At 39.6% G+C, this 13,795-nt stretch carries 11 protein-coding genes and 1 pseudogene; 7 read left to right on the top strand and 5 right to left on the bottom strand.

Annotated elements, in window-relative coordinates:
- The 5 genes and pseudogenes from JMX13_RS10340 to JMX13_RS10320 form a co-directional block, all read left to right on the top strand.
- A pseudogene (locus JMX13_RS10340) lies at positions 1-222 on the top strand (hypothetical protein); the annotation flags it as partial.
- 366 nt (positions 223-588) lie between these two features.
- Complete coding sequence (locus tag JMX13_RS10335) at positions 589-1,230, top strand: imm11 family protein (protein ID WP_201612409.1); 642 nt, start codon at positions 589-591, stop codon at positions 1,228-1,230.
- A 297-nt stretch (positions 1,231-1,527) separates the two neighbouring features.
- The gene (locus JMX13_RS10330; protein WP_201612408.1) at positions 1,528-2,160 is read left to right on the top strand and encodes a recombinase family protein; all 633 of its coding nucleotides are present in this window, start codon (positions 1,528-1,530) and stop codon (positions 2,158-2,160) included.
- Positions 2,161-2,308: 148 nt separating this feature from the next.
- Positions 2,309-2,695, top strand: a complete 387-nt coding sequence (locus JMX13_RS10325) for a hypothetical protein (RefSeq protein WP_201612407.1) — start codon at positions 2,309-2,311, stop codon at positions 2,693-2,695.
- A 148-nt stretch (positions 2,696-2,843) separates the two neighbouring features.
- Positions 2,844-3,764 (top strand): hypothetical protein, encoded by a 921-nt coding sequence (locus tag JMX13_RS10320; RefSeq protein ID WP_201612406.1) that lies wholly within the window; start codon positions 2,844-2,846, stop codon positions 3,762-3,764.
- 223 nt (positions 3,765-3,987) lie between these two features.
- On the opposite strand, the gene JMX13_RS10315 is transcribed toward JMX13_RS10320, so the two are convergent.
- The 5 genes from JMX13_RS10315 to JMX13_RS10295 form a co-directional block, all read right to left on the bottom strand.
- Complete coding sequence (locus tag JMX13_RS10315) at positions 3,988-4,842, bottom strand: patatin family protein (RefSeq protein ID WP_198328257.1); 855 nt, start codon at positions 4,840-4,842, stop codon at positions 3,988-3,990.
- Positions 4,843-4,976: 134 nt separating this feature from the next.
- Positions 4,977-5,786, bottom strand: a complete 810-nt coding sequence (locus JMX13_RS10310) for a M48 family metallopeptidase (RefSeq protein ID WP_201612405.1) — start codon at positions 5,784-5,786, stop codon at positions 4,977-4,979.
- Positions 5,787-5,792: 6 nt separating this feature from the next.
- On the bottom strand, positions 5,793-9,143 hold the full coding sequence (locus JMX13_RS10305; protein ID WP_201612404.1) for a type I restriction endonuclease subunit R: 3,351 nt from the start codon (positions 9,141-9,143) through the stop codon (positions 5,793-5,795).
- Entirely contained in the window at positions 9,143-9,775 is a 633-nt protein-coding gene (locus JMX13_RS10300; RefSeq protein ID WP_201612403.1) for a TIGR02646 family protein, read from the bottom strand. Before JMX13_RS10300 ends, JMX13_RS10305 begins: the two co-directional genes overlap by 1 nt.
- Entirely contained in the window at positions 9,759-11,237 is a 1,479-nt protein-coding gene (locus JMX13_RS10295; RefSeq protein WP_201612402.1) for an AAA family ATPase, read from the bottom strand. Before JMX13_RS10295 ends, JMX13_RS10300 begins: the two co-directional genes overlap by 17 nt.
- A gap of 375 nt (positions 11,238-11,612) precedes the next feature.
- Here JMX13_RS10295 and JMX13_RS10290 point away from each other — a divergent pair, with 375 nt between their 5' ends.
- Together JMX13_RS10290 and JMX13_RS10285 are read left to right on the top strand one after the other, a co-directional pair.
- Positions 11,613-12,359 (top strand): hypothetical protein, encoded by a 747-nt coding sequence (locus JMX13_RS10290; protein WP_201612401.1) that lies wholly within the window; start codon positions 11,613-11,615, stop codon positions 12,357-12,359.
- Positions 12,360-13,002: 643 nt separating this feature from the next.
- Positions 13,003-13,719 (top strand): hypothetical protein, encoded by a 717-nt coding sequence (locus JMX13_RS10285; protein WP_201612400.1) that lies wholly within the window; start codon positions 13,003-13,005, stop codon positions 13,717-13,719.
- The last annotated feature ends 76 nt before the right edge of the window (positions 13,720-13,795 follow it).

The following is a 13,795-nucleotide window of genomic DNA, read 5'->3' as shown; positions in this document are numbered from 1 at the left end:
AATCCTTCCTTTGGTCGTGAGGTGTTTTTTCATCCTAAGGGTTACACCGATGAATCTTACGTTGGTATACCGCTTAATAAAGCAGCGGTAGATGGCTTAAAGCTAAGTCGTTTGACGCCAAATGTGCCTCATAGTGTCAAGGAAGGTGCTGATCTGCGTGAGGCCGTACAAATTGGGTTGAGAGTGTGTGATGAGCAAGAGGATGAGCTTGCGAATTATTAAGTTCGGTACCCTAGTGAGGACTTGAATCTTTGGCTGTGGGCTAATGGCATCAAGGTTTTAACTCAATAAGATAGGCGCGGTGTACTTCATGGTGTACCTACCATACATATTCTATTCGTGATAGGTATGCTATACAGGCATCGAGGTACTAGTTTTGAGTATAAAAAGAGATCAGTGTGATGCCACCATCTCACAGTACAACTATATAACTAAAATCTCTAAGTTTAGTTGTACGAGTTTGACGGTAAGAGCCATAAAAGAGTTTAGGCTATAAATCGCCAAGATAGGTGTGGTTTGACTATTATCGTCAAGCTGCGTAATTAATTCTCTCAAGTTTAACTGTACGAATTTGACGATAGGGATTATATGATAGAGCAATTATATTTTGTTAAATACAAGTCTGGTGAAAAAGGTTGTCCTATATATATAGGTGGTAAACATTTGAAAGATGGTGAATGGACTGGAGATCACGAATGGGACTACTATAATCCTGACCCATTTCAGTCTGAAGTTAAATCTGAATATACCTTAAAAATGAATGAATCGTTTATTGACCTAGATTATAGTAAAGATTTTGTATCTGAAAAATTTCTTGAGCTACTAGATGAATTAAAAATTAAATATCGTTCAATACGATTAGAAATAATTCTGAGAGCCAATAAAAATCCTGAAAAAAAATATTATATTCTTTTATTAGTAGGTAGGGTTTTTCTTCTAGACGAAGGTAAATCTAAATATCAAATAGCTCGTAATTTAAATACTCAAGAGATAATTTATTCAAAGGTAGACTCTAGTGCTCCCGTTTATTCTTTAATAGATGAGTTTTATATTAAAGACATCGTAACACCTCATTTCTTTATAGCTGAAGAGATGGGCGCAGTCATTTGTACTGCTAATTTTCGAAATTTGGCAAAAGATAAAAATATTCGTGGTATTGATTTTGAAAAAGTTGAAGATGGCTTTAAGTATGATCCATGGGATACGCCGTCGGGAATATTTAAAATATAAATAAAGTTTTGTATTTTAAATATATACATCTATGACAAGTACGGATGCGTGCTGCTTAAAACCTGACCCCTACCGTCAAGTTCGTACAGTTAAACTTGGGAGAATTAGTTACGCAGCCTGACGATAAAAATCAAACTGCAAAAACCATGATTGTTTTCCTGATAAAAGATGCTTTTTTTATTTTTATTAGGGTATACCCCAAGGGAACCACCTATTTCACCCTTCAAACCTGTTAACAGACCACTTAAAACAGACTGGTATAATGGAACCACTTATAACAGACTATTTTAGGTGTTTATGTTTATTAGAGCGTATCTACGAGCGTCTACCAAAGAACAAGATGCTAAGCGTGCCAAAAGCGAGCTCATAGCATTTGCCAACGATCATGGCCACAAAATTGCTGCCTTCTATGTTGAAAACGAATCAGGCGCTATCTTGGCGCGACCAAAGCTGATGCAGCTGATTGAAGACGCTCATAAGGGCGATGTGATCTTAGTTGAGCAGATTGATCGCTTGGCGCGTTTGAACCAAGCTGATTGGGATACGCTAAAAAGAATGCTATCAGAGAAAAAGCTCTCTATCGTATCAAAAGAGCTGCCGACCTCATATATGGCGCTTCAATCTGAAAGCAGTACAGAATTTATGAGCAGTGTATTGCAGGCCATTAACTCGATGATGCTGGATATGCTCGCAGCCATTGCTCGAAAAGATTATGAGGATCGCCGTAACCGTCAGATGCAAGGTATTGCTCGTGCTAAGGCAGAAGGTAAGTATTCAGGACGTAGGAAAGATACGGAAAAGCGCAAGATCATCGCTAGTCTGCTCAAATCAGGTCATAGCTATTCTGATATTCAAAAAATGACCAGGTGCTCACGGCATCTGATCGCTGATGTAGCCAAGGAAAGACCGAAGATGCTCAGTACTCATTAAGTGGTTCCACTACAGCAGTCTACTATGAGTAGTCTATTAATTGATTAATGAGCCTTTTCAGATGGTTCCGCTGGGATATAGCTTTATATATTCTTATTGATTGGGTAAATTACCTTTAAAGTTTAACCAATAAGTGTGAGTAAAAAATATGAAATCAATTGATCAGGCCTATGAATACCTTACAGAATATAGTTTAGCATTCGCAGACGGAAGGCCTTGGGATCTTATCCATGTCGATTTTAGTATTTATTTTAAAATGGCAACTGCTGACCACTTCTTAATTTTTGAAGGAAATAAGATAAACGTAGGAGGGTTCGAGAATAATTCAGATGCTATTTGGACAGGGCTGGACGCTACTATATTCATTAGAGACTATATGGTAAAGGTAACAGGGGATAGAATATGGGGTTTAAAATTCACACTATATCCTAATGGTAAATTTGAAATTGAATACGACTATAATAAACCTAAAGATTATGAAGAGACGAGTGAAGTAATTACTGGAGATGAGATAAGTCAGGCTTTTTTAAGATGATTATTTCCTTGGCGGTAGAAGTCAGTTCGGTGCCTGTATAGGGAACCGAACCCATTTAATGAAGTAGTATCACTTAACTGATGCAATAAGCTTAGATTCTACAATAAAAAACTAGCCCAGCTGTGAAAGCTTAAGTAAGGCAAATAAAATGAATATCCATGTTTTAGATAGGTTTGATGAGATTTATTACGACTTAAATCAAGTAACCATTGAAGATGTATATATTAAAAATAGAGATCAAACAAGGATTGAGTTTAATTCTATCAATTTTAAGAATTCTAAACCTAGAGATATGAGCTTTCATGAGTATTTTTTTGAACCTTTTAAAAACACTCAACCTGAGACTTATAAGGTCTTATCTAAGGTTACAGAAGAATTTTTCTATGCTATTAAAAGATCAGATATACCAGAAATATTCTCTGATATTACAGCATTTGGTATCAACATAAATGGCGTTATCGTTTATCTGCGGTATACGCCTTATATTGCTGATGATGCTCAGGAAAACGAATTTAACTTACCCCTAGAGATTATGCAGTCGTGGCTATGGCACAGTGCTGGTTGGTATATCCCTGAGAACACTGTTTACGGGCCACTGGCTCCAAGTGGGTTGCCATCGAGTAACAATCGGCCTATCGGATCAATTTGTCCAGATATTGAAGGAAAGAGTAAAAAAGCTCGTGAAAAAGTAGCTTTTTTAGAAGATAAGTTTAAACAACCTTTTTTAGTGGATTATGAAGATGATGACAGTTATGACACTCATTTTCAGCTTCGTGCCTTAATCGATACTAGATTTAATGGTCTAGAGCAAGAGAAGAATTTCCAGATATTTTCTGTCACTAACCATATCCAAAAAGACATGTATTTGATACAAGATCAGGATATCTATAGTATCCAAAAGCTAATGAAATCAGCAGAAGCAATTGATCATTATGCTGCTCACTTACTGTCAAGACAGGCTGGAGTGAACCGCCCCGAGATTGTCGGAGACTTAACTCTCCGAGAGAATACGACAATGAAAACACGAAACTATACTTCTGAAATGAAAGATCGAGCCGTCCGTAGCTAATTGAAGCTAAAGACGACTACACATCCACATGGTCAGCCATCAAAGCCATAGCGTCAAACTTTGTGTAACTGCTATTTGTTAACAGGGCATAAGCAGTTACACAGAATCTGGGATGGTCTCGCAAATATCTCAACTATAAGATACTTATCCAATAGAATTAAGCTGCATTATTTAACAGTTAATGTCTAATTTTAAGCATTCTGATTTATTAACGGAATTATCATTAAAGTTTATGCCAATCTTCAATCGCTTTGTACCCAGTTTCTAGTCCTACATCATAGCTATAACGAATTTTAGCTTTATCTTTAGATAATCGACCCGCCATATTTTTCAAGTCGGGTGGGCAAACTTCTAAAAACTTCTGTGGTGATGCAGAATGTAAAAATTGCACCGCATCATTATAACGTTGGGTTCGTGTTAATAAGCTTTGGGCAAAACCATATCGTTGCTTAGAAAAATATTTAGCCAACAGCTGATCGCCCTTGCGACCTGCTTTATAGTAATTGTGAGGACGAGTACGGATCACCATTAGCTTAGCAACACGATCTTGTTGAGCGGCCCAATGCACAGGCAAAGCATCAGCTACACCACCATCGAAATAAGGTTCGCCAAATATCTCGACCGCTTGACGAGTCAGCACTGGTATAGAACTTGATGCTCTTAATCCATCCAAAATATTGTCTTTACAGGCTTTAATATAGTTAGCTTCACCTGAAATAGCGTGTGTTAGCACCATGTAAAACTCAGCATGACTGGCAAATAATTGTGCCTGATTTAGTGGATGCTCTTGTTCCACCACGTCCCACATCCACTTTAGATCCAGTAAGTCCCCACCTTTAAGGAAACGACCATAATGGATAAATTCAGGTCGAAGTGAATGATCTAAGTAAATCTGCAGGGTGCGACCTTGTTGCGCAGCTAAATAGTTAGCAACGTTCGTTGAGCCTGAGGACACCCCCACACAAAGATCAAAAGGATTAAATTGTTGTTGTAAAAATGCGTCTAAGACACCACTGGTAAATGCGCCACGCATTCCACCACCTTCAACTACAAGTGCTTGTCGATGTTGTTTAAGCATTGAAAACCTCGAATTCTTGTAAATACTACCTTTTTAACTTAACCATTACATAGAGTAATTAAGTGAAGCGCCTCGAGTATATCGGAGGCTGATACTTTTCCAAAGAACCATCTTAAACTACCTAGCTCCAAATTTTACTCATTCAAGTAAAGCTCAGCCATCCCGTCGAGCCTAGCTTTCACCTCTTTCCAATGCGGCATGACTTGAGTTAATAAGCGCCAAAAATGCTCACTATGATTGTGCTCAGCGATATGACACAGCTCATGCAATATCACATAATCAATGCATTCTTTTGGTGCTTTGACTAAGTGCGGATTGAGGATTAAATTACCTTTATTTGAGCAGCTTCCCCATTGTTTTTTCATTACTATTAACTTCAATGAAGGATTATTTTTTACCCATGAGGCCTTATGTATCAAGGCCTCAAGCCTCTCTCTAGAGACCGACGTAAATTTATCTTTATACCATTTATCAATCAAGCTTTTCACGAGAATCGCTCGTTTTTCAGCGTCTAATTCAGAATCATTTTGAGACAATTCTACATGTAACTTACCGCGACTGAGCTTCACCGTACTGTTTATCACATCGTTAGTTTTTGCATCGGTTATCACTTTTAACACATAACGACGACCCAGATAAAACTGGGTCTCACCACTGATATAACGTTTAGGCAATACGTGATCTTGTTGCTTTGCAAATTCTTGTAGGCTTTGCCATATCCAGCGAGCACGCTTCATCATGGCGTCATGTATTATCTCGTCACTGGCATCAACAGGCGCTGTGGCGACTACACGCTGATCAGGATGTACCTTGATGACCACTTTGCGAGGTTTGCTCTTTTCGTTAATAAGCGTATCGCTTCTAGACTTATTTTTTGTGTTTTTACGCACGACTTCATAATGGATCTTATCTTCACCATAATAAAAGTTGCCTGTCTCAGTCATTGCCTACTACCCTCTTGCTGCTCGTGGGCTACTTGTCTCTCTCGACAGCCCAAGTCGGGTAATCTTTAGCACCTCTTCAATGAGCTGTTGCGCTTTATCAATACCCAAGTCAGCAAACAGCATTGGCAATAATCGTCTATTAATCGCATTTTCAATTTCACTGGCATTGATGGAATATTCCGCCACATTCGTTTTGACTACTTCATCAATCTCAAAGGCGTAAGCGACCAGCTTGTCATTATCTAGCTCTTTATCCGCTAAGAAATCAGCGTCAAATAAATGCTTAAACAAACCAAAATAAGCCTGAGCATGTTTATTTAATTTGCCATTGTCATCGATAAATTCATTCGGTACATCAGCAACATCGCGGTCTTTGACGGCCTGCTCAAAGTCAGCAAACATCATGTACTGCTTCACGGGTGCATCGAACATCGCTTTAGCTTCTTCAATGGCTTTTTTTAGGAGCTTAGAGAAGTACTCTTGCGCATACGGATCATCAGCCAAATCTTGCTCAATCATCTTAGTAACACGACCTGTAATTTTATCGGTTTGGTTACGGGCTTCATCATCACTTAATTCTTCAGGCTTAACATCCTTGCCTAAATTGCCGACCAAGTAAGCCCCTTTCGCCTCTTTAACCTCAAGCCCCGCAATATGCTTGTCGAGTAAGCTGCGAATATCTGCTTCGTACTCATCATAATCAATGGTCTCATCAGCATCTTCGCGCACTTGCTTGCGTAGATTAATAAAGGCTTTTAGATCGGCCTTGTAGCGATCACGCTTGCTATCAAAAGATTTATCTGCAAAGAAAGATGCCGATTGCAACGCAATCTTCATGGCGTTAGAAAACTCGGTCAAGGCAGCATAAAAGTCGTCACGCGCTTTAAGCTTGGTATCGACTACTCTCCCGTCTACTTCCTGCATCTTTGGCGCTAGCACTTGTCTTAGCGCTTGACCGTCTTGCTTGTTTTTTACTGATGAGAAGATCGCCCACAGCTCATTATGTAGCCTTGGTAGTTGCTTGTACTCAGTGTCCATAGCGTTATACAGACCTTTAAGGTCTTCGATATCAAAGCCGCCTTGCGTACGTTCCGCTAAATCTTGGTACTTCTCAATAGTAATATCCAGCTCTTTTAAGATGCCCCGATAATCAATTAGATAACCAAAACGTTTTTTCTCGTGCAAGCGGTTCACCCGCGCAATCGCTTGAATCAGGTTATGCTGCTTTAGTGGCTTATCGATATAAAGAACGGTGTTCTTTGGTTCATCAAAACCAGTCAAGAGCTTATCAACGACGATCATAATATCGGGGCCATCATCAGTACTAAAGGCTTCTATAATGGCTTTGGTGTACGCTTTTTCATCACCGCCATACTGACTGGCGACATTATCTTGCCACCAGTTTTGGACGATGTCTTTTGATTCGCCATCGACGGTGTCATGCCCCTCACGGGTATCAGGTGGTGACATAGCAACCACAGAGGTCACTTTGCCAATCTTATCTAAAGCGATCTTATAGCGAATAGCGGAGGCTTTAGAATCACAAGCCAATTGACCCTTTAGATGCTGCTGTTTAAAGTTTTGAAAATGATCAGAGATATCATGAGCAATCAGCTCGATACGACCCTCAACCTGATAGATTTGACCTTTCTGAGAAAACTTACGTTTAAGATCAGATTTTTGATCATCGGTGAGCTTTTGGGTAATACGGTCAAACCACGCATCAATGGCTTGGTCATTGGTATTGAGCTCAGGGATACGCTCTTCATATAACAGTGGCGTAACGGTTTTGTCTTTGACCGCTTGCTGCATGGTGTAAGAGTGAATGATGCTACCGAATTTGTTTTCAGTCTTATCGTCTTTTAGGAGTGGCGTACCAGTAAAGGCAATAAAGGCAGCATTTGGCAGAGCCTGGCTCATGCGGATATTATTCTCACCGTTTTGGCTGCGGTGACCTTCATCGACCATGACGATGATATTTGGGCTGTCGTTATAGCATTCCTCATACTTAACGGCTGAGCCAAACTTGTTAATAATGGAGAATATAACCCGCTCATTACCATGACCTATTTGCTGCGCTAAGCGGCGACCAGAGGTTGCCATCGCCTCCGTTTTATCACGATCACTAAGTACGCCGCCTGACGCAAAGGTTTGACTAAGCTGAGTTTCAAGATCAACACGGTCGGTGACGACAATAACACGGCACTTTGCGAGCTCCTCTAACCAAATAAGCGCCTTAGAGAAAAACACCATCGTGAAAGATTTACCACTGCCGGTGGTATGCCAAATCACTCCACCCTCACGACCGCCCTTCTCGTCAAAGGTACTGATTCGTTCAATCAGAGCTTTGATACCAAAGACTTGCTGATAACGGGCAACGATTTTGCCCGCCTTTTTATCAAACAAGGTAAACATGCGCGTCATCTCAAGCAAACGCTCAGGCTGCAATAAGCTAATGATAAGGCGGTCTTGATCGGTAACGACCAGCTCGCCTGAACTAATGAGCGACAGGTATTCTTTTTTAGCAGAGGTAGGACGATGAGCAAACAGATTCTCAATCTGCTCAGGACTGAGTGCTTGATTTTTTAGACGATTAAACTCAGGCTCAGAGATCTCTTCTTCGACCCATTTTGCCCAAAACTTTTCAGGCGTACCGCAGGTGCCATACAGACCGTCATGCCCATTCACCGCAAGCAATAACTGGCTATAGGCAAATAGATGCGGGATTTGTTTTTGACCTTGGTTACGAATGTGCTGAGAGACGGCTTGCACGTTGGTTGACTGCCACTCTCTACTCGAATCAGGACGTTTGGCTTCAATCACTGCTAGCGGTAGACCGTTTACAAAGCAGACGATATCAGGAATGATATTACCTGTCCCTTCAGCATTCTGTACTACCAGCTCTTCGGTAAAGTGGAAGCTATTATTATCGATATGATTCCAATCTATCAAGCTGATGGTTTGGGAAGTTCTTTTGCCATCGATAAACTCGGTCACCGTCACGCCATAGAGCATAGCGTTATAGAGGGTTTCATTGGCAAGTTGCAAGCCTAAGTTCATCGCTGGGTTGAGCTCGTGCATGATCTTATCAAAGGCGCTATCTGATAAATGATGTGGCTTGCCTTCAAACGTAAAGGTTTGCTTGGCTAAAAACGCACGCATGATAGGTAATAACACCACTTGGTTGGTGGCTTTGTTAGCATTCGCTTGATTCGCTAGCAACTTACTGCTACGCATGGTGTTGCATTCACTTGGTGGAATAAACTGATAGCCTAGCGTAGTAAGCAGTGTTAAGGCAGGGATTTTTGAGGCAAATTCTTCTTGGAAGTTCAGCGTTGAATAGTTATTTTCAGACATTAAGCTACCCATTGACTCAAAACATTTATTGCAATTGGTGCAAACGCTTCAAGTTTGCCATTTTTTGGTTTTGATAAATCATCAATGACCATTTGAATTAAATCGCTATCATCTATGACATCGTCAGGGTCAATACCATCGCCTAACAATAAGGCTTGTACAAACTGTCTTCTTTGCTCGACCAAAGATTTATTGTTATTACCTAAATTCAAAACACGGATAGTTTCTTTGGCATCGGCAGTTTTACCTTCTACTCTACCGCTCAACTTAAAGGTTAAGTCTGTCTCACATTCAATGTCAAAAGGCGTAAGCGGTAATGGCTGCGAACCATGTGCGCTATCACATTGATTAGGCGTTATACAGCTTGCTACTATATTATCGAAATCAAGGCTTCTATTAGGAGCTATATCTCTAGCAACAACATGCTCATTCATACAATCTTTAATTGCTCCAGAGATTGGCTTACAACAATAAGCACATAAATAAAACTGTTCCATTGCACAAGCGGAGCGAATATCATCTTTTTCAGTGCTAGTTAAACCAAGATAGTCCTTGTCTTTATTATTTATTCTCTTTTTCCAACTCGTCAAACTTTGTGGTTCGAAACCTACTTGCTTAGTTATTTTTCGCAAGTTGTAACTCCTTTTTACGAAGTAGCAATCTTGCTTTGGCAAGCTCCATATTTCCTGACGGCAACTCATTTTCTAACTTTTTCAGCAGGATCTTAGCAGTGACAATATCAGCATCCTGTATGGCATCTAATAGATTGCCAAGCTTTTCGGTAATATCATGATCACGAATGTCGGTATCCATTGCTTCTAGTAAGACAGTATTAACGTCTTCACCATATAAAGGTGGCAATGCGGTGATATCTCCATCATTTAACAAGTAGACTAAAATGTCCTTTTGGTCGCTAATGACTAAAGGCGAATGGGTACTTAGGACGATTTGGCAGTTAGGAAAGGTATCGGTAAAACGTTGCACCAGATTGCGCTGCCAACTAGGATGCAAGTGCATATCCACTTCATCTATCAAGATAATGCCATCGCCATGTAGAGGACTATCTAGCGCAGGATTCATCATAGCTAAACGTCTGGCGATATCGCCTACTAAGGCCATTAAAGACTTCTCACCTTGCGACAGTTGTAGAACATTTAGTGATCGACCATTTTTATCAACAGCCATATGTAGACGAGGTTTGCGTTGTACTCTGATATTGCTTAAATCTGGCATAAAAGCTGTTATCGCGGTTCGAACCGCGTTTAGTTGTTTGTCTTGAAGACGAAACTCCGAACTTTTAATACGTTCTATTTCATCAAATACATGTTTTACGTTTATTGTTATAGATTCTACGCCACTATCTTTTATAACCTCTACACCGTCCTGCTTTCTTTTATTATCATTACTGGCATAATCATCAAGTAACATTTTCATTTTATCCAGGATATTTGAGTCATTATCTAGAAAAAACTCCATTCTTCTACTTTGTTCCTCATTCTCAATATCTTCACGCTCACGAAACCATTCAAAGAAGCGTCGAAAGTCTACGCCTTGATTCAAAGCACTCTCGTAGCCCTCTATCTGAGTAAAGCTGTGTTTGCCCATAATTTTTAAAGGAATATCAAGGACTGAACGCTCGACAGGATAATAAGCAATCAGAGGTAAGCTTGTGTTAGCATCATCTGTTAATAATTGGCGATAGTTATCTGCAAGTTTAGTTAATTCACTAAGATTACTAGGCTTGTCACTCTTGCGACCCTTCCGTGCTTTAACTAACGTCCATTGATACGATAAAAGCGCGACTTCGCTATCGGTTTTAATATCATCAGATAACTTCAAAGTGATACTGGCAGCTGGCGCATCATCAATAACAGCTAGTTCATTGATAGCATGACCGTTGCCCTTTTCGCTACGCACACGCGCGACGAACCAACTTAAGGAAGTCGCTAATGCTTCTAGTATTGACGTCTTACCTGCGCCGTTATTACCAATAAACACGGTAACATTCGACTGGTTATCCTCACTCGGGGCAAAGTCTACTTCAAGGTTCTCAAAACGTCCTAAATTACTTAGCGTTAACTTTTTTATTTCCATTTTTATGTCCAAGATTTACGCTTTACATTTGCAGGATTTATCGATAAAGGGTCAAACTATATTGAGTCAGTATAGCAGTGAGTCGTTAGCAATCGCTATAGATAGTCGCATTTCGTCTGATACCACTATTCAGCTGAAAATAAAACTGTTATATAGGTTTAAATACCCTACTGGTATAACAACTTTGAAGTGTATCGACTATATAAAAAAGGTAACAAAAAACCGCCACCGTTGCACGTTACCCAAAGGACGTAGCCGTTATGCTCGTTAATATCTATTTGTATAGGCTGGATTTTTAACGCTTTTCAGATTTAAAAGCCGAGCCTACGCTCTGTATAATGAATTTTTAATAGCTCTACTAAGCTTAGGATAATTATGTTGAAATTATGGTTAGGGTTTACCCTATTGTTTTCGAGTAGTTTTGCTTTGGCGGCCATAGAGGGTACGGCTCATAGCCAAAACAAAGCCCACTCAGCCGTTGGTGATGACGTTGCGTCAATCAGCAAAGCTGATAAAAGCGCGATAGCAAAAGGTCAATACCCTGTGGCATCAGTGCTGATTAAATTAATGGAAGACGTGGACTTTACCTTCGTGTCCGTAAATCCGGAGGACGCTCATGAACTGCGACTTAAAACAGTGAAAACCGGAGATACTGAGCTCGACGGCAAAGCGGTTAAATCTGCTAAGATTCAAAATATCTACAAATTAGGGGATGCACCGAATATTTATTTCCCAAAGGAGCATTATTATTCCTCAAATCCTCTACAGATCTACTTATACCTTATCAATGAAGACTATGAGATAGATACCATAGTCAGCAAATCTAAACCGATACCAAAATATGCCAAGCTTGGCGCATCGCAAAACTATATCCCAAAAGCTACTTATAACAATATTTTTGATAACATCAAATCGTCATGGTCATTGACCAAAGCCACGTCCGACACGGCTTGGCTGTGCGATACCTTTGAATATTCGGACCAGTCAGCAGGAGAAGAGACTGTCGTGAAGACTTGTTATGAGATTAATCAAGCAGGCGACATCTTAGATGGCAAAATGAATATGCCTTCTATGTTAGAAGATAAGAATATAGACCTTATCTTAAAGAAGCAGACGAATTAATTTGTCGCTATTAAAAAGGTACTGGTTGAAACTCCAGCTGTGCTGTAGAGCATCCTATGCGCTTTATACATTCTGATGCTCTAATTTTTTGCTAAATATAACGATCTAAATCTCTTATCCAAATAGTAATAGCAAGCCGCACACATCGCGCCGCTGATGGCGATAACGACCACTATCAAAATTGACTCTAGGCTTTTATGGTCAAATAGAAGTGGTATCAGTCCGTAAATAAAACCACTGACCATCACGATTACTAAGCTAAGTTTCTTTATTTTTTCCAAAACAATCAGATATAAGAAGAATACGAGGTAAGCCAATACATAATAAACGTAAAAGGTAACTATAGTGCCTACTAATAGTATTATAGATATTCTTATGTTCTCAAGTAACGTCGCATAGCCCCAAAGTACGGTATCAAAAGTCGATATATAATTAATTACCGCCAAAAATATAGCGCCTACCAAAGGTGGTACAAAGAATTTTAATAGCCAGAGCAGTAATACTTTTAAGATTTTATATTTAGTGTGCAAGAATATTTATTCCTAATTATGGCTTGATGTTAAAGGCTCAGAAGTGGTTGAAATATTGATATCCCAGCGTTTTTGCTACTTAAGCCATCAAAACCAAACAGGCGAACCGACAAATGATAAGCTTCTGGAATAGTATCAAAGCAAGGCTTAATGAGCGAAAAAAACAAGACATGCCTTTGGAAGCCGTTAAAGTCATTGAAGCCGTTAAAGATAAAAAATACTTATTACAAAACAGTGAGAATATACACAATAACTTATTCTTTAAAAACTACCCTATCGATTTTGAGCGAGTGGGCGCTTTTGGTATACCGATCAAGGATGGTATAGCGTCCGTAAAAATAAAGGAACCGTTTTACATCTGTCGCATAAACGAGCACGCGGTCAGTAAAATCTCTACTTATACGAGTGGATTTTTCTTACTACAAATTTTTCTTGACCATTTTCGAGATAATGAACAGCCCTTACCTGAATTAGGCGTTTCAGATATTTATCATGATCGTCAATATGAAACCGCTACGCAAATAAACTTGGCAATGCAAATCATGATAATGCCGTTAAATAGCTTTGAAGCGTTTATAAATAGGGTAAGGCTCATTGAAAGCACCTTTGATAAAACAATCCTATATCCTTACATGGATACTTCAAGTATAAATACATGGTCATGGGGCGATCCAAAAACGGCTAATGATTGCGAAACGGTGCAACAAGTAAACCCTAATGAATGGCAAATACTATACTGGGAAAGAGGCGGCTCTAGAGTAGTTATGACATTGTTCGAAGAAAAGTATGTCTATGAGTATTTTATTGACGCTTATCTACACGTCGTTTAGCTTTATCGATTCACGCATCACACCTCTATCACTCTTCCCCATCAACCACCACCCGAACCTTACCCGTCAATAAAAC

It is taken from the genome of Psychrobacter immobilis, assembly GCF_904846285.1.
Lineage (GTDB): Bacteria > Pseudomonadota > Gammaproteobacteria > Pseudomonadales > Moraxellaceae > Psychrobacter > Psychrobacter immobilis_D.
Note: the sequence above shows the minus strand (reverse complement) of the source record. Positions and strands in the feature narration are given on the sequence as shown.

What these genes read in the sequence shown, in the direction of transcription:
- JMX13_RS10335 (WP_201612409.1), top strand. Translation starts at nt 589, where the DNA reads ATGATAGAGCAATTATATTTTGTTAAATACAAGTCTGGTGAAAAAGGT.
- JMX13_RS10330 (WP_201612408.1), top strand. Translation starts at nt 1,528, where the DNA reads ATGTTTATTAGAGCGTATCTACGAGCGTCTACCAAAGAACAAGATGCT.
- JMX13_RS10325 (WP_201612407.1), top strand. Translation starts at nt 2,309, where the DNA reads ATGAAATCAATTGATCAGGCCTATGAATACCTTACAGAATATAGTTTA.
- JMX13_RS10320 (WP_201612406.1), top strand. Translation starts at nt 2,844, where the DNA reads ATGAATATCCATGTTTTAGATAGGTTTGATGAGATTTATTACGACTTA.
- JMX13_RS10315 (WP_198328257.1), bottom strand. Translation starts at nt 4,842, where the DNA reads ATGCTTAAACAACATCGACAAGCACTTGTAGTTGAAGGTGGTGGAATG.
- JMX13_RS10310 (WP_201612405.1), bottom strand. Translation starts at nt 5,786, where the DNA reads ATGACTGAGACAGGCAACTTTTATTATGGTGAAGATAAGATCCATTAT.
- JMX13_RS10305 (WP_201612404.1), bottom strand. Translation starts at nt 9,143, where the DNA reads ATGTCTGAAAATAACTATTCAACGCTGAACTTCCAAGAAGAATTTGCC.
- JMX13_RS10295 (WP_201612402.1), bottom strand. Translation starts at nt 11,237, where the DNA reads ATGGAAATAAAAAAGTTAACGCTAAGTAATTTAGGACGTTTTGAGAAC.
- JMX13_RS10290 (WP_201612401.1), top strand. Translation starts at nt 11,613, where the DNA reads ATGTTGAAATTATGGTTAGGGTTTACCCTATTGTTTTCGAGTAGTTTT.
- JMX13_RS10285 (WP_201612400.1), top strand. Translation starts at nt 13,003, where the DNA reads ATGATAAGCTTCTGGAATAGTATCAAAGCAAGGCTTAATGAGCGAAAA.